Genomic DNA, 23,398 nt, shown 5'->3' on the forward strand with positions numbered 1-23,398 from the left:
TTTGCACACGAATTATAAATACTAAAAAATGGGAATTGGTAATATTTTCCACGCTTTTCAACCAAAAGATAAAATCTTCTTTGTACTTTTTGAAAAGGTAACTGAAAATCTAGTTGCAATGTCTGAAGAATTCAACACAGGAATCAAGGATTTCGACCTTAATGATGATTCCATGTTGAAAAAAATGAGCGATTTTGAGCATAAAAATGATGAACTTACTCACGAGATTTTCGTAGAACTGGGAAAAAACTTTATTACACCTTTTGACCGTGAAGATATTCACACTCTGGCAACAGGATTAGACGATATCGCAGATTATATTTACGCCTCTACAAAGTATATTTTCTTATATAAATCTCCTGAGATGAAGGCTTATTCGGATTTCTCTTTATTGATCCACAAGGCATGTCTTGAAATTCAGAATGCAATGAAAAACCTTAAAGGCTTCAAAAACATGGAGCAGGTGAAAGAGGCTTGTATTAAAGTAAACTCTATTGAAAATATTGCAGATGACCTGCTTTCAAATTCTATGGTAGAATTGTTTGAAACTAATGATGCTATCAATATCATTAAAGTTTCATCTGTATTGAACTATCTTGAAGTTGTAACTGATAAAGCAGAAGATGTTGCGAATACCATTGAGAACATCATGATTAAATACGCATAAATAATACATAGCAAAAAATGGAATTTCCGATTTTACTTGTAGTTATTATTGCGCTGGCCCTGATTTTTGATTATATCAATGGTTTTCATGATGCTGCCAACTCAATTGCAACTATAGTTTCTACAAAAGTTTTAACTCCATTCCAGGCTGTACTTTGGGCAGCGCTCTGGAACTTTGCAGCTTTCTTTATTGCTGCCTATATTATTGGAGAATTTAAAATTGGTAATACAATTGCCAAAACCGTTAACGAGAATTTTATCACCCTTGAGGTCATCTTTTCCGGTCTTGTGGCTGCAATTGCATGGAACCTTCTGACCTGGTGGTTTGGTATTCCTTCATCATCTTCACATACATTAATCGGAGGGTTTCTGGGAGCTGCATTGATGCATGCCTTTATGATGGATTACCACGACGTGGCAGCGGCACAGCCGGCGCTTGGGACGTGGGAAACTGTTAAGGAAGCTTTTAGCCAGGTAACCCATCAGAGTGTGGTGAAATTTGATAAAGTGATTCCGATCTTCTTATTCATCTTCATGGCTCCGATTATAGGGATGATCATCTCTATTATTATCACCCTGATTATCGTACACCTTTACAAAAAATCAAACCCGCATAAAGCAGATCAGTCTTTCAAAAGATTACAGCTGGCATCTTCAGCTTTATTCAGCTTAGGGCACGGTTTGAATGATGCACAGAAAGTAATGGGTATCATTGGTGCTGCATTAATTTATTACCACGTTGAGATGCTTCAGGACCCGGTTTATCTGAATATCCCTGCTGCAGAACGTTTTGACTTCTTTGCTGAACATTACCTTTGGGTACCTCTGGTATCTTTCCTTGCTATTGGTTTAGGAACGATGAGTGGAGGCTGGAAGATCATCAAAACAATGGGTACCAAGATTACAAAAGTAACTTCATTGGAAGGGGTGAGTGCAGAAACGGCAGGAGCTATTACTTTATTTATCACAGACCACTTTGGTATCCCTGTATCTACAACACATACGATTACAGGTTCTATCATCGGGGTAGGATTAACAAAAAGGGTTTCCGCCGTGAGATGGGGAATTACGGTAAGCTTACTTTGGGCTTGGGTATTAACAATTCCTATTTCTGCCATTGTAGCGGGGATTACCTACCTTCTGGTAACATTCTTTTCTTAATATACAAAAATCACTTAAGCATATAAAACTTTGTCCGGTTGGGCAAAGTTTTTTTGTTATATACCAGGATGGCAACATCAACAAGAAATTTTTGATCAGCGTACATATATCTCTCCAGCTTATTCAGCGATTTCCTTAGCTTACTTTAGCTCCTACTTTTGAAACTATCCGAATTTGGAATTTATTTTTTTCACCTAATTGTTATTTATTAAGTAATGAAATGCTTGTTTTTTATGATTCTTATTTATGATATTTTATGAAGCTTAATATCTTTGTAAAATGCTTGCTGTAAAAGGTTTTTATGTGTTTTTTAATAGCCGCTTTTATTATCTTTGCCATACTGAAATGATTAAATTTTAAAAAAACACAATTCACTATAGAATAGAGATATTTTGACTATTCAGTCTCAACAAGTTTTTACACGAACACTATATGAAACGAACACTATTATTTATTTTTGCTCTTTCGGCTTCTGCCGTTTCTGCTCAAAGCTGGAATATTACCGGAAATTCAGGAACAAGCTCATCGAACAACTTTATAGGAACAACAGATAATCAGGATTTGGTTATTAAGACTAAGAACATTGAAAGGCTGAGGATTAACTCAGCCGGAAATATGGCTATTGGAGGAATTCCTGATGACCCGTATGTTCCTTTTCAGGTATATGGAAGGGCCCAGTTCAGGTCTAATATCAACAGTGATGGTCTCCAGATAAGTAATGCAGCCCCCAAACTGGATCCGGGACTTGATTTGGTATGGATTAAATACGACCATTATCAGCCTAATGATGTAGGGCTGTTGACGCTTTCCACCCCTTCATTTGACGGGGATTGGCCCAAATCGGTATTTACCGTGAGAACCAATGGTAAAATTTTTATGGGCGGGGTAGATCCTACACCGGGATTCGTCTGCAGCGATTGTAATGATTACAGACTCTTTGTAAAAGACGGAATAAAGGCAGAGAAAGTAAAAGTAGAGGCAGGCCCTGGTGGCTGGGCGGATTATGTATTTAAAAAAGAATATAAGCTCCGTTCTTTGGAAGAGGTAGAGCAGCATATTTCAGAAAAAGGACATTTGCCGAATATTCCTTCTGCTCAGGAAGTGGAGAAAGAGGGAATTAATTTAGGGGAAATGAATACTAAACTCCTCGAAAAAATTGAAGAGCTTACGCTTTATTCCATTGAACAGAATAAGCAATTAAAATCCCAGTCTGAAAAAATTGAGAAACTGGAACAGCAGGTTCAGAAACTTTTATCCACTCAAAAATAACACAATATGAAGAAAAAACTATTTTCTGTATTTTCTTTGTTGGTTGGATTTCTTGGCTATTCACAAACTGAAGTCTATTTTAAATACGATGAAGCCGGAAATCAGCGATACAAGGGAACCAATACGGCGGCCAAAAAAGCTGAAGACCTAATTTCTAAGGAGGTAAAAGTACAGCAACAGGCAAAAACAAGTATTGCCGCATCACAGACACCTGCCATAGATGAAAAAGCATTCTGGAAACAAATCAGGTTATATCCGGTTCCGGTGAACGACTATTTAACCATCGACTGGACTGAAGAGGTGGACAGCCTGATAGAATCTGTTTCACTCTACCAGCATAGTACTGTTCATTGGAAATTCCAGCAACAAAATATTCCCGGGTTAAACCGTCAGGTTAAGATCAATATGACCGGCTATGATTGGGGTGTTTATATTTTGCGTTTTACCCTGAAGGACGGAAGAGTCTTTGGCAGAAATGTTACGAAAAGATAAGAAACAAGGAACAATTTAAAGAGTACAAGATCTCCCAATGCACGAGATTGTTTTTCTGCCCATCTTTATTTATCAATTATCATTAATACAATAACAAATAATTCTATATGAAATTATTTTTATCATTTATATTATCCTTATGTTCAGTGCTGGGGTTTTCACAGACGATACTTAACCAGCCGGAGACCACTACACGGACGGTTCAGGATCCACGTGCAGTGATGCTGGCACGAGGATTTATTGCAAAATCCGGTACCTCCAATCCGTTTATTGCAAAACTAGGTCCCGCGACAGAGAACCCTGGTGGAGGGCCAACGGATTCCAATGCCGGAGCCGATAATCCAAGTGGAACCTCTGCTCCCGCAGGCCAGAGCTTCCATGATACGAAAGGAAATATAGAAGTAAATGGCAGCGGCCAATTACAATTTACCTTACCCATTGCTTTGCCTCCGGGTGTAAAAAATGTGGCTCCACAGGTTAACCTTGTGTATACCAGTGGTTCCGGAAACGGAATTGCAGGATATGGCTGGAATCTGTCGGGAATAACTGCCATTTCAAGAATAGGAAAGACTATTGAAAAAGATGGGGAAGTTAAAGGGGTTCAGTTAGACTATTCAGATTATTACAGCTTCAATGGGCAGAGACTAATTCTCAAATCCGGAGAATATGGAAAGGATGCTGAGTATGTCACTGAAAAGTATTCTAATATTAAAATAAAATCCTCAGGGATAGGGCCGCTCTCTAATCCGGCACAATTTGAAGTTACTTTTGAGGATGGATCACAGGCTTGGTATGGTGCATACAAATCGGGTTTCAGGGATAATCCGGAAGTGACTACCCCTTTGGAATATAATATTGTAAAATGGAGGGATGCCCAGGGAAATGTCATTCATTATAGCTACCGCCAGCAAAATAATGTGGTGGTATTAACTTCCATAACATGGGGAGGAAATGAGGTACTTAACAAGCCGGATTTTAATGAAATCCTGTTTACTTATACAGCAAGAGATCTGGTCGAAAAATCTTATGTCAGTGGTATTGCTTTTACTCAGGATAATTTGTTAAAAGAAATTAAGGTAAACTCGAATGGAAGCCAGTTTAAAAGGTATGGAATAGAATATGCTGACAATGATACAAAATATAAATTTGTCAATAAAATCACAGAATATAATTCTGCTAATGAAGCGACTAATCCAGTGCTTTTTGAAAATGAACAAGATCCTGCTTCGTCAAACTTCTTTAATAATAACAGTAGATTCGATGAGATATATGGAGAGGGCGTTATTTCAGGAGACTTTAATGGTGATGGTAAATTAGATTTTATAAAAGGAACTACATTAATGCTTAGCAGGCTTGACGGAAATTCCACATTTTTTACAGTACAATATACCGGAAATCCAATATCCAGAGGAACTTTTTTAAAAAATGGCAATCTTATTCCAAAAGATGCTCTCTATACATTATCTTCCAGTGAACCTGATGGTAAAACACGATTAAGAATTTATGATTTTAATGGGAGTAACTTTGAAGAAATTACTGCCAAAGAATTGGATTTTTCTTCCTATAGTTTTAACAGTACCGAAGGATATACACCTACATACAGTCCATCCAACCCTTTAGTTGCGAATAATTCTCCATATAAGTTTTTAGAGGGGGATTTCAACGGAGATGGAATATCTGAATTTATTATATCTACATTAAAAGTAGTAAAGGAAGAAATATGGGGATATGATTGGAATGGCTACCCTGAGCTTCAAGGAGCAGCAGATATAGGCTACGAAGTTTTTGATTTTTATTTTGACCCGTTAACTAATACTTTAAAAAAAATAAATCTACCTTTAAGTGATTATAGCAAATATACAGGGCAATATTTATTTACTTCACCACATTATTATAAACCCGTCCCAATAGGGGATTTTGATGGTGATGGTAAAACAGATCTAATCAGCCTTATCAGTGGTACAAAAGTTTATTCTTTAAATGCTGTTACAAAAGAATTTGAGCTGAAAGTGCAATCACCGGCACAAATTTCTGTCAGAGGAGTTGCTTTACTTGGTGATTTTAATGGTGATGGTAAAACTGATGTAATGTCTCCTATCGCTGAAGATTCATCAGATTGGAAAATGTTTATTTCCACAGGTAAAGGTGTAATAGAATATTATTATTCAAATTTAGCTTTATACCAACCTCAACATACAGGAGCTCCTACTAAACGAAGAAATACAATAAGGAACTATTTCGCACCTGATTTGAATAAAGATGGCAAAAGTGATTTTCTTCTTTTCCAATCAGAAGTATGGTTCAGGGAATGGGCTATTAACAATCCGGATTCAAGCTATGGATTTATTTATTTAAGAAATGACGGAGTTGATAATGAAGGTAAGCCTATATTAACCAATGCATATAGTATTGGTACTAAAGAAGCAACCTCTTGGGGAGATGATGATGATGAGGATATTAATTATTCTAAATATGGAGAGCATTATTTACCATTGTTAGGTTCTTTCCGTCTTTCACAGTTAAATACTGATTTTGCAATTATTCATAAGACAAAACTTATCACATGGAACCTGGGAAGTAAGCTTGATAAGATATCAAGAATAAAATCTATTACCCAAGGGGGAATAAAAACGGATATAGAATATTCACCTTTGATTAATGAGGGTAATATTTACAAATCTTATTTAGATACTAATGCTGTAAGTTATCCTTATGTTAATATTAAAGAAAATCTTAATTATTATGTAGTTTCGAAATTAATTCAAGATCAAAGAAGGCAGGAGTTTAGGTACAGAGATTTGATTGGCAATTTACATGGCAGAGGAATTATTGGTTTCAGGCAAGCAGCAAGATCTACATTTTTTGCTAATGGCTTTGAAAATACAAAAATCTGGACAGGTTCAGAAATTAATCCACTGAATGAAGCTTTGCCATATAAAGACTGGTCTATCAGAACAACTGATGAGAACAAGATTTTCCCAGCCGACATTTCATTAAATAATTTGCAATTATTATCATTCAAACAGTATGATTATAAAATTGATAAGCTGCTTAATGGAAATATAGTTACAAGTGTTTTGGATGCAGATAAACCCAAAATAGTTCTTGCGGTTAATCCTTATATAACGACATCAAAAGACTTTTTAAAAAACATAAAAACAGTTCATACTGTTGAGCAGTATAATGAAATATATCTTCCTAATAAATCTGTAACAGTAGTTAATGACGGGGTTGCTGTATCAATATCAGAATTAGAATATTACCCATCTAACCTTATCCCAGGAACTGATTATAGTATTGGTAAACCCAAAGTAAAAACAGAAACAGTTCAGGCTTATGGTGATACCAAATCTGCAAAAGAAGAATACACGTATGAAAACAATTTATTAAAAACTTTAAAAACCTGGAATAGGGATAACACCGGCTATTTATTGGAAACTTATGATTATGATGGCTTCGGGAATATTACCCAAAAGGTAATCAGCAATAGTGTGGATTCCCAAACCCAAACCATCGGATCCTTGTATGACCCTAAAGGAAGATTTGTTATTAAAAAAACAGATAATTTAGGATTAGAGACCAATATTGAATACAATGATTGGGGACAGGTTAAAACGCAGACCGATCCTTTAGGAAATACTCTCGTTAATACCTATGATCCATGGGGTAAGATGTTAACATCCAGGTCCAATCTGGAAGGTACAACCACTTATCGGTATGAAAGAGACAGTAACTCCAATATTATTGTCACCCAGTATGACCCTGATGGTGATATTTCAAAAAAATACACCAATAAACTGGGGCAGGAATATAAGGCTTCCACTAAGGCCTTCGGTCAGGGGCAATTTGTATCCCAGGAAACCCAATATGATGTATTAGGCAGGAAAATTAAGGAATCCGAACCTTATTTTGAAGGTCAGAGCGCGAGCCAATGGAATGTGATGACATATAATGACTCCGTATTTCCGGCAAGGGTAACCGCTACTACATTCAATGGCAAGCAGATGGAAACCTCCGTTTCAGGACTGACTACAACGGTTAAAGAGCTCAACGGCTACGGAAGAACCACCTCGAAAACCACCGATGCATTAGGAAACGTAGTTTCCTCAACCGATAAAGGCGGAACGATACAATTCTCTTACAATGCAGCAGGAGAACAGATAAAAGCACAGTATGCTGAAAATATTGTCACCACAAAATATGATGCTTGGGGCAGAAAATCAGAATTCAATGATCCATCTAACGGATTGTATAAATATGAATATGACGGATTTGGCCAGCCGAAGAAAATTATCAGCCCTAAGGGGACTAAAGAGTTTACCTATAATAATTTAGGGCAATTAATTTCCCGGAAAGAGCTTTCTACCACAGACGGAGGACAGGCCACCAATAAAACGATTTCTTATACTTATGATAATAAAGGAAGAGTTATTGCTAAATCAGGAACCTCCAAAGGGCAGCCATATAGTAATAATGTTTCTTATGACCCACAAGGAAGATTATTATCATCATCTGAAAATAGCAATGGTAAATATTTTATTCAAAAAGGAATTACCTATGATGATAAAGGAAGAGTGATTTCTTACGAAAAACAATTGTATTCTTCGGGAGTCCTTACCAGGATACAGATAGAAAACGTATACAGTGCCTGGAATGGTGAATTGTATCAGGTAAAAGATAAAACATCCGGAAAAGTATTATGGACACTTCTGGAAACCAATGCCAAAGGACAGGTATTGAAATCAAAATTAGGGGCAGCAGATATCAACAATACCTATGATCCCAATGGTTTCTTAACCAATGTCAACCATTCTTCAACGGCAAAACCAGGTATCCTTCAGCTTTCTTACTCATTTGATGCGATAAAGAATGAGCTGAAAAGCAGAACGACGGGAGGAGATTTTAATATTGTTGAATCATTTGATTATGACGACAACAATCGTCTGGTGAACTGGACCAATCCGGTAACAGGTATTAAACCTGCAACCAACCGAAACATTTATGATGTAAAAGGAAGGATCATGGAGAACGATCAGGTAGGAACCATGAAGTATGAAAACTCTGCAAAGATTTACCAGCCGACAGGAATGACCTTAAATGCCGCAGGAACCCAGCATTACAACAATGACCTGATCCAAAGCATTGCTTATAATGAAAATAATGATCCTGTTTTTATTGATGGTGAGAAAGGAGATGCAGCTTTCCAGTATGGCTTAACCTCGATGAGGCAAAGAGTGACCTATGGAGGAAACTTCAATACGGATGGAGAAGGTAAATTCACAAAATATTACAGTGAAGATGGAAGCTATGAAATCGTAAAAGACAATACGACCGGAAAGGAAAAGCATATTTTGTACATCGGCGGAACACCTTATGAATCTAATATTGTATATTTAAAGAACTTTACGGAGAGCAGCGGTTCTTATAAATTTTTACATAAAGATTATATAGGAAGTATTTTAGCCATCAGTGATGAAGCTGGCAATAAATTGGAGCAAAGGCACTTTGATGCCTGGGGTAATTTTACCCATCTGCAAATAGGAAACGGAGCGATTATTACCGATAAGAATATTATTGATACTGCTTCGTTATTAATAGACAGAGGCTATACCAGTCATGAGCATTTTGCAGAGGTGGGAATCATCCACATGAACGGTAGATTGTATGATCCGTTGTTAAGAAGATTTTTAAATGCAGATGAAAATATACAGGATCCTTATAATACCCAAAACTATAACAAGTATGGGTATGTATTCAACAATCCGCTAATGTACAATGATCCAAATGGGGAATTTGTCTGGTTTGTTCCTATCATAGCAGCTGTAGTTTCGGAGTTTTTTACCATGTATTATACACAGACTCCGTTTAATGGTGCCCGTTTTGTAGGAAGTCTTGCGATGTCATACGCAAGTGCTGGAATAGCCGGAGCGATAGGAGATGTATTTAAAATAGCTTCTGTAGCAGAAGCACTTGGTAAATGGGGAACCATTGTAACCAGAGCAGGGGCACATGCTCTTACGCAAGGTATTTTTTCCATAGTACAAGGGGGAAACTTCTGGAGCGGAGCACTAAGTGGAGCTTTTGCCAGTATTTCGGGAGATTTGCTAGGTATGGCAACAGATAATTCAGGAGCTAATAATATTTTAAGGAGTGACGGTTTTGCATTATTTAATGGTGCAGTAAGCGGTGGTATTGGTTCTGTGCTTGGAGGTGGAAACTTCTGGATGGGTGCGGGGCAAGGATTAATTGTGACAGCTTTTAATTACTTAGCACATAAAGAAACTACTGTTATAGAAGATAATAATGATGGCGATTGCCCTACCTGTCCTAAAAATGCCAAAAATTGGCAGACTTATACCGAGAATGATTATACAATATTTGACAAAGAATTCTGGACTTGGGAGAAATCGCCTATAATTAATGGACGAAAGACTTATTACTATTCGTTTGGTGAATGGCATGAAATAAAACCTATAACTGGTGATGTACCTATTGGACCAGGCGGTGGCTTAAAATCATTATCTCAAATTGCTAAGTCAGGTACTAAACTTTGGACATCAACAAATAAAATGAGTTCTATAAAAAATGCTTTTGGGCATTGGAAGAAACATGGAGCAGAATTTCCAGAATTTTTAAATGCCAAACAATATGTAAAAGGAGCTTGGAAGTTTATGCACAAATCCCCAGCAGGTACTCTAATAAAAACAAGAGCTAATGGAGATATCTTAAAATATCATCCGAAAACAAATACATTTGGGGTTATGAATGCGTCAGGGGTTCCAAGGACTATTTTTAGACCTACTGATGGTATGAAATATTGGTTAGGACAATAAATAAATTAATAAATACAGAAATGAACAATCACAATTGCAGAGTTTGCGGATTATATCTTGACACATTACCATGGGGAGAAGATGGTAATTGCCCTACTTACGAGATTTGCCCCTGTTGTGGTGTAGAGTTTGGTAATGAGGATTACACAATCAAATCAACAAAACAATATAGAGAAAAGTGGATAAGTGAAGGTGCTAATTGGTTTGAACCAAAGGAAAAGCCTAAAAATTGGGATAAAGAAGAACAATTTAAAAACATTCCACAAAAGTTTAAATAGTATACTCAATGGAAAATAATAAAATTGAAATCGGAAAAAATGATTTAAAAAAAATTCTTTATGCTTTGATTAATGAATTAGATAAGTCTCAAAAGAATTCTTTTCTTTTAGATAAGGATTTATATTGGAATATTCCCTTTGAAGAATTATTTAATGTATATGAGGAGCCGAAAGATATTACAATTGGAAGTATAGCTGAAGATTGGGAGTTTTTACAAAAAGTAAATAATGGTAGAGAAGTTCTTAGTTATGACTTTATTAAAGTATCTAATATCTTAAAACTATTAGCAGGAGCAATTCAGTAGGTAATCTTAAATTAATATTGTAGTAAGCGGTGGTATTGGCTCTGTATTGGGAGGTGGAAACTTCTGGGTGGGTGCGGGGCAAGGACTTATTGTGACATCGTTTAATTATTTGATGCATCAACAAATATCTAGACAACAATCATTAGAGGCAATTAAAAAGAAGCATCCTAGATTTTATGAGGTTCTTTCTAGCTTGCCAGATTATCTTAAGGATAATCCCCAAATATTAGAACAACTCTCTATAGATTCAGGAGCGGATAAGGCTAAGATACTAAGTTATATGGATGTTAAAAACACTGAAGGGCAAGTAATTTTATTAAAAAATTTCTCAAAATCACACAGATATGGAGAATCGGGATATAGTAGCAAATATGGGCGTGTAAGTTATATTTCTGCTAGCCTTGTTAAAGGATTAGATATGCTTCCTTGCAAAGTACGATAAATGCTACTTCATTCTTATTAGCAACAACTGTACTGCATGAATTTGTACACTGGGGGAGAGCAAGTCTTATACTTCCTTCTTTTGCTCCTAATAATAAATGGGGTAAATCTGATTATGGAAGCTATTGGGAACTTAGAACATTTGGTAATGAGATATTTAAAAGTAATGCATATGAGATGTCAGTTAAATATAATTGGAAATTTTAAAATATTATTTTCTATTCTTCTGTTTTTTACATTTTTTTCTTGTTATAATGAAGATACAAATGTGAAAATAGGAAGAGAAATTATTAATGAAAATATTAATGAATTTATTAATAATTCATATGGAATAACTACTAAAAATAAAGTTCATTTCATTGTAAGAAAAAAAGTTAGTGATGAAAATTTTATTATTGAAAACTGTAAAAATATAATTGACATAGAAGGCTTTAACTTAAGTGAAAACTGTCAACAAGATTACTTTAATTTGATAAATAATGAAGGCTACAATATAGATAAAAACTCAAAATATGTATCTTTTAATATTGATAATCTCTCAGTTGATATGAATAGTTACAGTTTAGAATTAGTAACAAAGCAAACGCAGATAAACTATAAAGAATATGTTGAATTGCAATTTTGTAACTTATTTATTAATGAAAAAAAAGAAAAAGCATTTATAATAGTACAAGAAAATGATATGAGCATAAAAAAGAATGGAGGAAAAACAGATATTTATTTTTTAAAAAAAATTGATAATAAATGGAAGATTATAAAAAAACAAATGCTAGAAACCTCATAATACAGAGTTTATTAGAGTTATTTGCTTGAGTTTCAGGACGATGCGGTTTTTTTGAAAATAAAGTCTATAGCAGCTTTTTGATGATTAAGAGGATGGCTTTACTTTGTTTAATGATGCTGTTAGTGAAGGTATTAGCACGACTAGCTACGGCAGATGTTCAAAAAGGTTTTGCTACGGTTTCGGAAAGCGGAGGAACACGAGATTTTGGCGTGAATATTAAATTAGATAAGAGACTCCCCGCTTTGCAAAGTCTCCAGACTTTGAGCTAATAAATAATAGTAATTTTAAAAGAATTTTCCAAAGTCGGAAACTTTGGAGGGCAGGAGCACATGCTATTACACAAGGAGTTTTATATTATGTACAGGGCGGAAAGTTTTGGAGTGGCGCGTTAAGTGGTGCATTCGCAAGTGCTTCGAGTGATCTATTAGACTTAGCAACAAGCAATGTAGGAGAAAACAACATATTAAGGAGTGACGGCTTTGCTCTGTTTAATGGTGCAATAAGCGGTGGTATTGGTTCTGTATTGGGAGGTGGAAACTTCTGGATGGGTGCGGGGCAAGGATTGATAGTAACAATGTTTAATCATTTGGCGCATTTGGAAGATATGCAGCCGGATAATGGTTACGATGAAAATGGTAAGAAAATAAATGATGTTGGTGGAGATAAGACAGATTATATTCTACGAAAAACTCAATTTGGAGGAGAGGATGTTTATGTAATATTAGAAAGCACAGAAGTAAAACATACTTATAGTCCGTACGGAAATCACGAAGGTTATGGATATAGAATGCATAACCAGTTGCAAAGTCCAGCTCTATATGACCCAAGTTTTGACGTTGCTATAACTCAAATTGGGGGAGGATTGGCTTTAAAAGGAATAGGATTGGGAGGAAAGTATTTGATCAGTAATTTTAATCGAGCGACAGGAGGATTGAAACAATGGATTAGAACAGGTTCATCATATAGTATAGAAGGAGGTTTTAAAACCTATAGTACTAGATGGGGTGCAGGAGGAAAACATTGGAAAAAAATTGGAAATACTACTTTGCAAAATTGGAATAAAACATTTAGACAAACCAAACTACCTGGAAATAATTGGAGAGTTAAAGATCCGGGACATTTTCATTGGTGGAAGAAATAGAGAATATGAAATATTTAAAATTTAATTTGCCTATTAGAGCTAATAAGAAAGGAAGTAATTTTTTTCAGAAAATAGTCAGTAGAACACTTAAAATAATTTTACCTGTAAGTAATCCTGATTTCGAAAATAAGATAGATGATGTTAAATATTGGCTAGTAGAATTTGATGAAGAGAATATTCCTAACAGAGAAATAGGATTAGACGAAAATGATAATGTGATTTTAAAAATGCCATATAAAAAGAACTATGGTTTTTGGACCGATAATGAATTATTGTATGATGATTTTATTAGTAGATTTTCAGCGATAGAAGTTGACAGTATAACTTTTAATACAAAATGGAATAGTTTTGATTTAAAATAATTTCTTTCAACTCTCTCTCAGTAAAAATCCGGGTAATAGTAGAAGCGTGACAGTAAATGTTAATGTCGTTATTGGGGCAAGTGGTGGATATACTAAAATGAGCATCTACGATATATCTACTCATCGGTATTTAAGTGGAGGACAAATTGTAAATAGATAAAAAATGAAAATTAAATTCTACCATTCAATATCTATATTAATTTTTTGGTTATTACGAATATTTTATAAGGTGTCTGTCCAAAATTTATCTTACAATTTGAAAGTAATTTTTAATATAAATTTTCCTGAAATTAAATTGTTAACATATTTTTATTTTGGAATATCAATAATTTTAAATATTTTTTTAATAAAGAAAACTAAAAGTAATATTATTATTTATTACTTATTATTATCATTAAATATACTGATAATAGTTTTCTGCTTTAAAGTAATGTAGAAATTAACCATTAGAATTACTAGCGAGAGAGAGTTTTAATACAAAAAAATGAAAAATATGATTTAGAAATATGTCTTAATAAAAACAGTAATCCTCAACTCAGAAATTTTTTTAAAAAAAAGAACATTTATAAGGCATCTGTAGTAATCTAGTAAAATTAGTTTTTGTGAAGACCAATTATTCTAATGAATAATGTATCCTCCGTTAAACCACAACTTCAAAAGCCGGATTGAAACGATAAGGTTTTTGTTTTTATAAAGCCTCGAAAAATCGTATTTTTGTTCAAATTATAAGATTTTATGGAATTTTTAGACAGATACCAGCAGATTGTTGGCGACGCCATTGATAAATACACTTTTAAAGATAAACCTACGGAGCTGTATGATCCGATGAATTACATTATTTCCCATGGAGGGAAACGTCTTCGTCCTATTATGGTGCTGATGGCATGTGATCTGTTTGGCGGAGATCTGAAGCAGGCAATAAAACCTGCATTGGCAATTGAATTTTTCCATAACTTCACGCTGATCCATGATGATATTATGGATGAGGCACCGCTAAGAAGAAATAAACCTACCATCCATACTTTACACGGAATTAATGTAGGGATCCTTTCAGGAGACGGGTTGATGCTGAAAGCGTATAAGTTTTTTGAAGACCTTGAGCCGGAAATTTTTAAAGCATGTATCAGAATTTTTACCCATACAGGGCTTCTGTTATGTGAAGGGCAGCAGTATGATATCAATTTTGAGACCCAGGAGAACGTTACCTTTGATGATTACATCAGAATGATTACCTATAAAACCGGAGTGTTAAGCGCTTCCTCTTTCGAGATCGGGGCTTTAATTGCAAGGGCGGATTTTAAAGATGCCAAAGCAATTTTCAACTTCGGAAAACACATTGGAATTGCCTTCCAGATCATGGATGACTATCTTGATGTATTCGGAGATCAGGCGCAATTCGGGAAAAAGCATGCCGGAGATATCTACGAAAACAAAAAAACAGTTCTGTACCTGTTGGCAAGAGAGCATGCTACGGATGAGGAAAGAAAGGAATTAGACTACTGGTATTCCAAAAAGACCGATAATATCGATAAAATCTACGGTGTTGAAAAGATCTTCAGAAGAACAAAAGTAGATGAAAAAGCGCTTCGTTTAATTGAAAAGCATAATGAAATCGGGCAGAGCTACCTTAAGAAAATTGATATTCCCGAAGAAAAGAAAAAACCTTTCATTGAACTGGCCAATTATTTATTGAGAAGAGAAAGCTAAATATTAGAGAAGGGATGGGCAGCAGGAGCAATATGTACTGAAGCCTGTCCTGTCACCTCGAGATTCATACAATGAAATTCAGAACCGAAGTTGATATTCCTGCATCTCAAAAAAAGATTGAGATCGAAGATAAAATATTTTCGATAGGATCATGTTTTGCCTCTGAAATGACAGATCTGCTGCAGCAGGGGCAGCTTCAGACCCTTAATAATCCCTTCGGAACAATTTTTAATCCTTTTTCGATTCATCATGAAGTCAGGGTTCTTCATGATTCAGCATTTTATCAAGAAGAAGATTTGATCACTTACAATGACGAATACATCTCTTTGGACCATCATACCCATTTTGATACCCGGTACATCCATCAGACCTTAGATAAGATTAATGGGGCCATTGAAGCGGGAAATGCTTTTCTTCAGGAGGCCGACTGGATTATTGTGACGTACGGAACATCATTTATTTATGAATTTCTACCCAGGAAAAAACTGGTGGCGAACTGCCATAAAATCCCGCAGAAGTTTTTCTCTAAAAGACTGCTCTCTCACCAGGAGCTTACGAACTCTATTTACAATACGATTTTAGATCTTAAAGATATCTGTAAAGAGGGAGTGCAGATATTATTTAGTGTTTCGCCGGTCCGGCATACCAAAGATGGAATGGTAGAAAATCAGCTCAGCAAATCCAAATTGATTACAGCTATTCATGAATCCATTTCCATGTTTGATGATTGCCACTACCTTCCGGTATATGAAATTTTGATGGATGACCTCCGGGATTACCGTTTCTATAAGGAAGATATGATTCATCCAAGCACCCAGGCCGTTAATTATATTTTTGACAAATTTGGAAACTCTTACTTCTCAGACGAAACCAAAGATTTTATTAAAGAAAATTTTAAAATCATAAAAGCCCTGGAACATAAAACCAGTGATAAAAAAGATCCGAAATTTATTGAGTTTCGGGAAAAACTCGAACAGAGAATAGAGAATCAGCGTAAAAAAGTAAAACATAAAATTTTTTCAAATGATTGATTTTACAAAGATTGACTATTTGAAAGAAGGAAATAAAAGGCAGAAAAGAGCGTTTGAAGTTCTTACCCGGTATAAAGTTTTTGAAAAATTGAGTAGCTATTCTCCGGTGCTGGCAGGAACTGTTCCTATTGAAATTGATATCGAAGGAAGCGACCTTGACATTATCTGTGAAGTAGACCTTAGGTTTGAGGAAGATTTTTTAGATGATATCATGTTCAGTAAACTGATTCCAGTTGAAACAGAAATTAAGGTTGAAAATATTGTGGTAAACGGGATACCAAGTATTGTCCTGAACTTTATGCTGGAAGAATTCCCCATTGAAATTTTTGGACAGAACAAACCTGTTACCCAACAGAATGCATACCGGCATATGATCACCGAATACAGGATACTCCAGGAGAAAGGAGAAGAATTTAAACAGAAAATAATAGAACTGAAGAAACAGGGTATAAAGACAGAGCCGGCCTTCGGAATGCTGTTGAACCTTGAAAACCCTTATGAAGACCTGCTAAAACGATACAATAATGATTGATACACATACCCATTTATACGCGGAAGAATTTGATGAAGACAGAAAAGAAACCATTCAGAGAGCCTTAGATAAGGGAATTGCTAAGTTTTACCTTCCGGCAATTGATTCAGAATCCCATGAAAAAATGTTGGAACTGGAAGCGGAATATCCGGGACAGGTTTTTTCAATGATGGGATTACATCCTTGCTATGTAAAACCCGAATCCTGGGAAAAAGAACTGGAAATTGTAAAGAATTACCTTGAACAGAGGCATTTTCCTGCAATAGGTGAAATCGGGATAGATCTTTATTGGGATAAAACCACTTTAGACATCCAGGTCAAAGCATTTGAACAGCAAATTGACTGGGCCATAGAAAAAGACCTTCCGATTGTGATTCATACCAGAGAAAGCTTTGATGAAACCTTCGAGGTCCTGGAGAGGAAAAAACATCCGAAACTGAGAGGAATCTTCCATTGCTTTTCAGGAAACCTGGAACAGGCAAAACATGCTATTGATCTGAATTTTATCCTGGGAATCGGTGGAGTAGTGACCTTTAAAAACGGAAAAATTGATCAGTTTTTACACGAAATTCCTTTAGAAAAAATTGTGCTGGAAACAGATTCGCCATACCTGGCTCCGGTTCCGCACAGGGGAAAAAGAAACGAAAGTTCATATCTTGATCTGGTAGCCGGAAAACTCGTTAACATTTACGGAAAAGACTTTTCTGAAATAGACAGAATCACCACAGAAAATGCACAGGCCTTATTTGCTGCAAAGTAATGTAATGGATAACCATCATTTTTATTAGTGATAGGAAAATGATAAATTGAAGGGTAAAGAAGAATATATGATAAAGATATCAAAAGATATACAATTTTATGGTTATACAGGATTTCTTATCATTGTTTTAGCCTATTGTATCGTTCAATTGTATATTAAATCGCATCTTCCTGAGCTTGGCTGGACGGTTTCGGACTGGTTGATCAATTATGAAGACGGTGGGTTTAAAAGGAGAGGCTTATCCGGAAGTATTTTATTCTTCATTCAGGACAGTTTCGGGATTCCGCTGAATACACAGATATTTTTTATCCAGTCATTATTTTTTATCATTATTTTTTACTTTTTCATCCGTCTGGTCATCTCCAAAAAAGTAAACTGGGATATCCTGATACTGGCATGTTCACCATTATGCCTCTTATTTATTCCCGTAAGTATTTTTAACTCGGGCAGGAAAGAAATTATTGTAATTGCCCTGATGGTGTATTTTGTCACCGGAAGAATAACCGGGCTGAAAAAATATGTGCTTTTTATAGGATTTATCATAGGACTGTTTTTACATGAGCTGTTTTATTTTTATTTACCCTTTCTAATGGCAGCCTCTATAGTAAAAACCAATAAGATAGATTTTAAATACCTGGGAGGCCTGTTTGTAACTTCTACGGCAGTAATGTTAATACTGTTCTTCTACGGTGGGGAAATTAACCAGGGGCAAAGCCTGGAGCTTTTGAAGCAGCGGGGAATAGAGTTGGGTACATTTAATATTTTCACCTATAATGTAGTTGAGGAAAGAAAATCAATGATTGAGGCTTATCAGTCTTATATTCTGTTTGGGGCGGAACTTATATTGATGGTGCTTTTGTTTTTTATTTTTGTGAAAAAATATATACCTCAAAAACTTAAGGCCTTCAAAATCTTTACCCTGATTTCTTTACTATGGGTATCTCCGCTTTATTTCTTGGGGGCAGACTGGTTCAGATGGAACCATATCTATTCAGTATTACTCATGGTCCTGATTATTGCAGCGATGCCGGATAATGATCAGAAGACCGTTTCAATAGAAGGAAGGTTCAATACTCCGTTACTGATGATCATGATTCTCTTTTTCATTGTTTTTTACCTTCATATCCAATATGACAGTTCCGGAAATTCAGAAGAATATTTGTTGCAGTATATACAGGATAAAATTTCTTTTTTAAAGATATAGGATAAAAAAAGTTTCTCATCATTGAGAAACTTTTTTGTTATTTTTTTCTGGTAAAATTCTTATTCTTGGGCTTTTTATAACCGAGTGATGGGGTAGCAGATGAACTGTTTTTACTTTTTTTAGGTCGTGATCCTGAAGGCTTCTGAGAAGGCTTTTTTTCTGCTCCGGCGGGTACCGGTTTGTTGTTGGAATCTCTTTTCTGAGCCACAAGATCATCCGTGTGGAACGGGTGGTTTTTAATCACCGGGATTTTTTTTCCGATAAGCTTTTCCGTATTCTTTAAATTAAGAAGGTCAAGCCCGTCAACGAAAGAAATGGAATTCCCTTCAGCCCCTGCTCTTCCCGTTCTTCCGATCCGGTGTACATAAGTTTCTGAAACATCGGAGAGTTCAAAATTAATAACAAATTTTAATTCATCAATATCAATCCCCCTGGCAGCAATATCTGTAGCAACAAGAACCCTGGTTTTTCCTGATTTAAAATTATTCAGGGCATTCTGTCTGGCATTCTGGGATTTATTTCCATGAATGGCTTCTGCAGAAATATTGTCTTTCTGAAGTTTTCGGGCAATCTTATCCGCGCCATGCTTTGTTCTTGAAAAAACCAATACAGAATCTGAAATGTCGTTTTTAAGAATATGAACAAGTAAGTTCAGTTTGTTTTCTTTTTCTACAAAGTACACGGATTGTTTAATGGTATCCGCGGTAGAAGAAACGGGAGTAACCTCTACTTTCACAGGATTATTCAGGATAGAATTTGCCAGTTTCTGAATTTCCCCCGGCATAGTTGCCGAGAAAAACAAAGTCTGTCTTTTCTGTGGCAAAAGCTTAATGATTCTTTTAACATCGTGTACAAAGCCCATATCAAGCATCCTGTCTGCTTCATCAAGAACAAATATTTCAAGATTTTTCAGGCTGATAATTCCCTGGGCAATAAAATCAAGAAGTCTTCCGGGAGTAGCCACCAGAATATCAACTCCTTTTTTCAATGCGGCCTCCTGGTTTCCCTGCTTTACTCCTCCAAAAATAACAAGCTGCTTTAAAGGAAGATACTTTCCGTAAGCATTGATGTTTTCCTCAATCTGGATCGCCAGTTCGCGGGTGGGAGTAAGAATTAAAGCTTTAATATGATGATTGCTTACTTTATTCTTTGATAAATTCTGTAGAATAGGAATGGAAAAGGCCGCAGTCTTTCCTGTTCCGGTCTGCGCACAGCCTAAAAAATCTCTGCCTTCTAAAATCTCAGGAATAGATCTTTCCTGAATGGGAGTAGGTTGGGTATATCCCTGTTCCTGAATTGCTTTTGCAATAGGTTCTATTAAGTGTAGGTCTGTAAAATTCAAATAAATTATTTTAAAATTAAATAAAAAATTCTTTCCGTCTGAAAGAATTACTTTTTGCAAAGGTAATCTAAAAAAAATTAAAAGTTTTTTATTCCCTCCGGCTGCTTTACTTTCAAATAAATATTATTTAAACCTGTATCCCACACCTGCCTGTAAAAAACCAATCTTGGTAGGAACGGTATTTTTTTTACTCACTTCGATAAAATTGAAATTATACCTGGCATCAACAAAAAAACTGGAGCTGATCTTATACTCTGCCCCAACAAAAGGAAAGAGGTTTAATGTTTTTGCTCCGTTGGAGTTACCTTTGTATTCACCAGCATAAGGGTTGACAGTCGTAAGTTTCGTAGAAATATTGAATCCCAGGTTCATCCCCACAGAAGCAGATAAATCAGGAATGAAATAATACTTTACAGAAACAGGAACCTGGATCTGATGGAACTGATACGTAAAATCCATGTTTCCCACTTCAACAATTTCTGTACCCACCTGTTCGGTCCAGGGATATGAATCTTTTCCCCCTAATTGTGTATACAATAACTCGGCCTGTATCGCCAGTTGAGAGGATACAGGCTGTTCTGTCAGAATACCTGCATAGAAATAGGACTTTGAGCCCAGTTTTTCATCAAAAAATTTCATATTGGACAATGTATACCCTCCTTTAACTCCAAAACTCACAGATGAGTTTTGAGCGGTCAGAATACCTGATACGGCCAATAGTAATGTAAAAAAAATGTTCTTTTTCATGATTGTTCTTTGAGTTATATGGCTATAGTTTTTATAAGAAAATTCCCTCTGTAGAGAAGGAATTGTTTTACAAAGATAATCTAAAATTTGAAAAGCTTTATTTTACCCGGGTCCACTGTTGGCTTTTTCGTAAATTTTCAAAAAATTTGTATACCTCGGAAAGTTTTTCGCTTCCTTGTTTTCCGTAATCTTCTATATTTTTTGAAGTCCCGTCTGCAAAGTCAATTCTTAGATAAGAAGTCGGCAGATCCGTGATCTCTCTCTTTCCATACTTGTCATGTAAACTTTTTACATCCAATGCATCCAGCAATCCGATCAGCTGGTTATAATCCGCTTCTTTGATCGTTCCTTTAAAGGTTCCTTCACGGGGTTTTGAAAACTCATCTTTTGAAGGATGATCATTGAAGTTAAAATGTTCGGCTTCAAAAACAGCAGTTCTGTCCGGGCTGATAGTCATTTTGAAGACAGGGCAGAACCCGAAACAGGGAGTCGCTTCATATTCAATTTTAGAATATTTAGTATTGTTCTTTTGAACAGTACATGAAAATAATAATATAAATGCACAAAGGCCTAGTAAATATTTCATAGTTCAGATTTTAGAAAATCGCTCAATAATTATTCCAAAAGATCATAATAAAAAAGAAACCCCGGAGAAGCTGTCCGGGGTTGTATATTGTAACAGGAAGTTTTTTACTATCCGTGTAATTGTTTCCAGATGGCGTCTTTCAGTTCCACCAAACCTTCTCCGGTAACTCCGGAAAAAAACAGGGGCTGTTTGTTCTCTGGGAATTCTGCTGCAATTTCCTTTTTAAGCTCATCATCCAGAAGATCAGATTTTGAGATGGAAATAATAAAATCTTTATCCAGCAATTCAGGGTTATATTCCTTCAATTCATTCTCAAGGATCTTAAATTCCTGAAAATGATCTTCAGAATCTGCCGGGATCAAAAACAACAGGATCGAGTTTCTTTCGATATGCCTCAGGAATCTGTGCCCTAAGCCTTTACCTTCTGCTGCTCCTTCGATAATTCCCGGAATATCAGCCATTACAAATGATTTGTAATTTCTGTAATCTACAATTCCAAGATTAGGAGTAAGGGTGGTAAAAGCATAATCTGCAATTTTAGGCTTTGCTGCAGAAACAGCTGACAAAAGGGTAGACTTTCCTGCATTAGGGAATCCGACCAATCCTACATCTGCCAAAATTTTAAGCTCAAAAACAATATAACCTTCTTCACCCGGAAGACCTGGCTGTGCATATCTTGGAGTTTGATTGGTAGAGGATTTGAAATGCTCATTTCCTAAACCGCCTTTTCCACCATGCATCAGGATAATTTCCTGTCCGTCTTCCAGAATTTCACCGATGATTTCACCTTCTTCATTTTTGGCAATCGTTCCTACAGGAACATCAATATAAACATCAGCACCGAAAGCACCGGTCAGCTGGTTTTTTCCACCGTTCTCACCACGTTCAGCTTTTACGTGACGGGTGTACCGGAGGGGAAGTAAAGTCCATTCATTGCCATTTCCTCTCATGATGATATGACCACCACGACCTCCGTCGCCGCCGTCAGGACCTCCCTTCGGAATATATTTTTCACGGCGAAGGTGGGCAGAACCTGCACCTCCGTGTCCGCTTTTACAATGAATCTTTACGTAATCTACAAAGTTTGACATAATTTTTAGGGTTTAGGCCTCAGGGATTAGGGAATAGATATTTAACTATGCTAAATCCTAATCCCTAAATCCTAAATCCTTATTTGATTTTTTCTACTTCAGCAAAAAGCTTTTGTGAAATTTCATCAATTTCTCCTACACCGTTTACCTCTACATATTTACCTTGCTGCTTGTATAGTTCGGCTACTTCTGCTGTTTTAGCATAATATTCTTTAATTCTGTTTTCGATGATCTCTACATTGCTGTCATCAGTCCTTCCGCTGGTTTCTCCTCTTTTTAAAAGTCTTTCAACCAGGATTTTGTCCTCTACCACCAAAGCAAGACAGATATCAATCTCATCATTCAGTTCTTCTTTAACGATTTTTTCCAGAGCTTCCGTCTGAGCCGTTGTTCTCGGATATCCGTCAAAAATAAAACCATTGGTATCTGTAGGTTTTCTGATCTCGTCAATCAGCATATCTGTTGTCACCTGATCCGGAACCAATTCTCCTTTATCGATGTAAGATTTAGCCAGTTTTCCAAGCTCCGTATCATTTTTCATGTTGTATCTGAAAAGATCACCGGTTGAAACCTGCTTTAAATTGAATTTCTCGATTAGATTTTGTGCTTGAGTTCCTTTTCCACTTCCTGGAGGGCCAAACAGAACAATGTTTATCATAATGTTGA

Annotated in this window: 21 protein-coding genes; 16 read left to right on the plus strand and 5 right to left on the minus strand. The window is 35.9% G+C overall.

The features are described 5' to 3' along the window. Positions 1–28 precede the first annotated feature (28 nt). The 16 genes from OK18_RS13055 (at position 29) to OK18_RS13135 (ending at position 18,966) form a co-directional block, all read left to right on the plus strand. The gene (locus OK18_RS13055) at positions 29–667 is read left to right on the plus strand and encodes a DUF47 domain-containing protein (RefSeq protein ID WP_002981301.1); all 639 of its coding nucleotides are present in this window, start codon (positions 29–31) and stop codon (positions 665–667) included. A 17-nt stretch (positions 668–684) separates the two neighbouring features. Further along, a complete protein-coding gene (locus tag OK18_RS13060; RefSeq protein ID WP_053328262.1) occupies positions 685–1,827 on the plus strand; it encodes an inorganic phosphate transporter in 1,143 nt (380 codons plus the stop codon). Positions 1,828–2,259: 432 nt separating this feature from the next. Next, on the plus strand, positions 2,260–3,096 hold the full coding sequence (locus OK18_RS21555; RefSeq protein ID WP_050021962.1) for a hypothetical protein: 837 nt from the start codon (positions 2,260–2,262) through the stop codon (positions 3,094–3,096). 6 nt (positions 3,097–3,102) lie between these two features. Beyond that, on the plus strand, positions 3,103–3,588 hold the full coding sequence (locus OK18_RS13070) for a hypothetical protein (RefSeq protein ID WP_053328263.1): 486 nt from the start codon (positions 3,103–3,105) through the stop codon (positions 3,586–3,588). A 107-nt stretch (positions 3,589–3,695) separates the two neighbouring features. Beyond that, entirely contained in the window at positions 3,696–10,421 is a 6,726-nt protein-coding gene (locus tag OK18_RS13075) for an FG-GAP-like repeat-containing protein (protein ID WP_082129191.1), read from the plus strand. 20 nt (positions 10,422–10,441) lie between these two features. After that, the gene (locus tag OK18_RS13080) at positions 10,442–10,699 is read left to right on the plus strand and encodes a hypothetical protein (protein ID WP_053329368.1); all 258 of its coding nucleotides are present in this window, start codon (positions 10,442–10,444) and stop codon (positions 10,697–10,699) included. An 8-nt stretch (positions 10,700–10,707) separates the two neighbouring features. After that, complete coding sequence (locus tag OK18_RS13085) at positions 10,708–11,004, plus strand: hypothetical protein (protein ID WP_053328265.1); 297 nt, start codon at positions 10,708–10,710, stop codon at positions 11,002–11,004. 112 nt (positions 11,005–11,116) lie between these two features. After that, a complete protein-coding gene (locus OK18_RS13090) occupies positions 11,117–11,446 on the plus strand; it encodes a hypothetical protein (protein ID WP_167336363.1) in 330 nt (109 codons plus the stop codon). A 36-nt stretch (positions 11,447–11,482) separates the two neighbouring features. Next, positions 11,483–12,229, plus strand: coding sequence for a hypothetical protein (locus OK18_RS13095; protein WP_156173283.1), 747 nt, complete (start codon positions 11,483–11,485; stop codon positions 12,227–12,229). A 574-nt stretch (positions 12,230–12,803) separates the two neighbouring features. Continuing rightward, positions 12,804–13,370, plus strand: a complete 567-nt coding sequence (locus OK18_RS13105) for a hypothetical protein (protein WP_156173284.1) — start codon at positions 12,804–12,806, stop codon at positions 13,368–13,370. Positions 13,371–13,375: 5 nt separating this feature from the next. After that, positions 13,376–13,732: a hypothetical protein gene (locus tag OK18_RS13110; protein ID WP_053328270.1), complete on the plus strand. Its 357-nt coding sequence runs from the start codon at positions 13,376–13,378 to the stop codon at positions 13,730–13,732. A 735-nt stretch (positions 13,733–14,467) separates the two neighbouring features. Then, positions 14,468–15,439, plus strand: coding sequence for a polyprenyl synthetase family protein (locus tag OK18_RS13115; protein ID WP_053328271.1), 972 nt, complete (start codon positions 14,468–14,470; stop codon positions 15,437–15,439). Positions 15,440–15,510: 71 nt separating this feature from the next. Beyond that, entirely contained in the window at positions 15,511–16,470 is a 960-nt protein-coding gene (locus OK18_RS13120) for a GSCFA domain-containing protein (protein ID WP_053328272.1), read from the plus strand. Further along, positions 16,463–17,002, plus strand: a complete 540-nt coding sequence (locus OK18_RS13125) for a DUF4269 domain-containing protein (protein WP_053328273.1) — start codon at positions 16,463–16,465, stop codon at positions 17,000–17,002. The genes OK18_RS13120 and OK18_RS13125 overlap by 8 nt, the downstream gene beginning before the upstream one ends. Continuing rightward, entirely contained in the window at positions 16,995–17,762 is a 768-nt protein-coding gene (locus OK18_RS13130) for a TatD family hydrolase (protein ID WP_053328274.1), read from the plus strand. The genes OK18_RS13125 and OK18_RS13130 overlap by 8 nt, the downstream gene beginning before the upstream one ends. Before the next feature lie 67 nt (positions 17,763–17,829). Next, complete coding sequence (locus OK18_RS13135; protein WP_156173285.1) at positions 17,830–18,966, plus strand: hypothetical protein; 1,137 nt, start codon at positions 17,830–17,832, stop codon at positions 18,964–18,966. 37 nt (positions 18,967–19,003) lie between these two features. Here the strand turns inward: OK18_RS13135 and OK18_RS13140 are convergent, their stop codons facing one another. The 5 genes from OK18_RS13140 to OK18_RS13160 form a co-directional block, all read right to left on the minus strand. After that, positions 19,004–20,308 carry a DEAD/DEAH box helicase gene (locus tag OK18_RS13140; protein ID WP_050021979.1) on the minus strand — a complete coding sequence of 435 codons (1,305 nt, stop codon included), beginning with the start codon at positions 20,306–20,308 and terminating at the stop codon, positions 19,004–19,006. Between the two features lie 123 nt (positions 20,309–20,431). Beyond that, the gene (locus OK18_RS13145; RefSeq protein WP_053328276.1) at positions 20,432–21,055 is read right to left on the minus strand and encodes a porin family protein; all 624 of its coding nucleotides are present in this window, start codon (positions 21,053–21,055) and stop codon (positions 20,432–20,434) included. Between the two features lie 97 nt (positions 21,056–21,152). Beyond that, the gene (locus tag OK18_RS13150) at positions 21,153–21,641 is read right to left on the minus strand and encodes a DUF6438 domain-containing protein (RefSeq protein ID WP_053328277.1); all 489 of its coding nucleotides are present in this window, start codon (positions 21,639–21,641) and stop codon (positions 21,153–21,155) included. Positions 21,642–21,748: 107 nt separating this feature from the next. After that, the gene (gene obgE, locus OK18_RS13155) at positions 21,749–22,732 is read right to left on the minus strand and encodes a GTPase ObgE (protein WP_050021981.1); all 984 of its coding nucleotides are present in this window, start codon (positions 22,730–22,732) and stop codon (positions 21,749–21,751) included. 79 nt (positions 22,733–22,811) lie between these two features. Beyond that, on the minus strand, positions 22,812–23,390 hold the full coding sequence (locus OK18_RS13160) for an adenylate kinase (RefSeq protein WP_050021982.1): 579 nt from the start codon (positions 23,388–23,390) through the stop codon (positions 22,812–22,814). Positions 23,391–23,398 lie beyond the last annotated feature (8 nt).

Origin of the sequence: Chryseobacterium gallinarum (genome assembly GCF_001021975.1) — a bacterium.
Taxonomy (GTDB): Bacteria; Bacteroidota; Bacteroidia; order Flavobacteriales; family Weeksellaceae; genus Chryseobacterium; species Chryseobacterium gallinarum.